The sequence below is a fragment of the Streptomyces chisholmiae genome, from assembly GCF_031845445.1.
In the GTDB taxonomy this organism is placed as follows: domain Bacteria; phylum Actinomycetota; class Actinomycetes; order Streptomycetales; family Streptomycetaceae; genus Streptomyces; species Streptomyces chisholmiae.
The window spans coordinates 1-467 of record NZ_JAVREO010000141.1; the positions used below are offsets into that span (position 1 = coordinate 1).

The 467-nt window shown below is 70.7% G+C and carries 1 protein-coding gene; it reads right to left on the minus strand.

Annotated features, from left to right (window positions below; all coding sequences use genetic code 11):
* The coding region (locus RM844_RS32480) for a class II aldolase/adducin family protein (RefSeq protein WP_311671034.1) at positions 1–309 on the minus strand (309 nt) is incomplete at its 3' end.
* Between the last annotated feature and the right edge of the window lie 158 nt (positions 310–467).

A 467-nucleotide genomic window follows, 5' to 3' on the forward strand; every position in this document is an offset into this window, starting at 1 on the left:
GTGGATCGCGCTGTGGATCACGAAGCCGGCCGGGTTGACGGGGTGCGGGGTGGGTTCGACGGGGTTGCCGTCGAGGTCGATCTTGACGAGGTTGGAGGCGGTGATCTCCTCGAAGAGCAGCCCGTAGGGGTTGATGAGGAAGTGGTGCTCGGGGCCGGGGAGCCGCTGCGAGATGTGCGTGAAGATCAGGTCGGTCATCCGGAAGTGGGCGACCAGGCGGTAGACGGCGGCGAGTTCGCGGCGCAGCCGGGCCTCCTCCGCCGCCGCGTCGGCGGGCGTCAGGGCGGGTGCGGTGAGGATGTCGGTCACGATGCTCCTTGTCCGGAGATGGCGTCGGCGGGGACGACCACGGGGGTGTGCGGGCGGCCCGTGGTCCACCAGGCGATGACGTTGCGGGCCGGTTCGGTGGCGTACGCGCGCAGTGAGGCGTCGCTGAGGAACGCGCTGTGCGGTGACAGGCGCAGGCG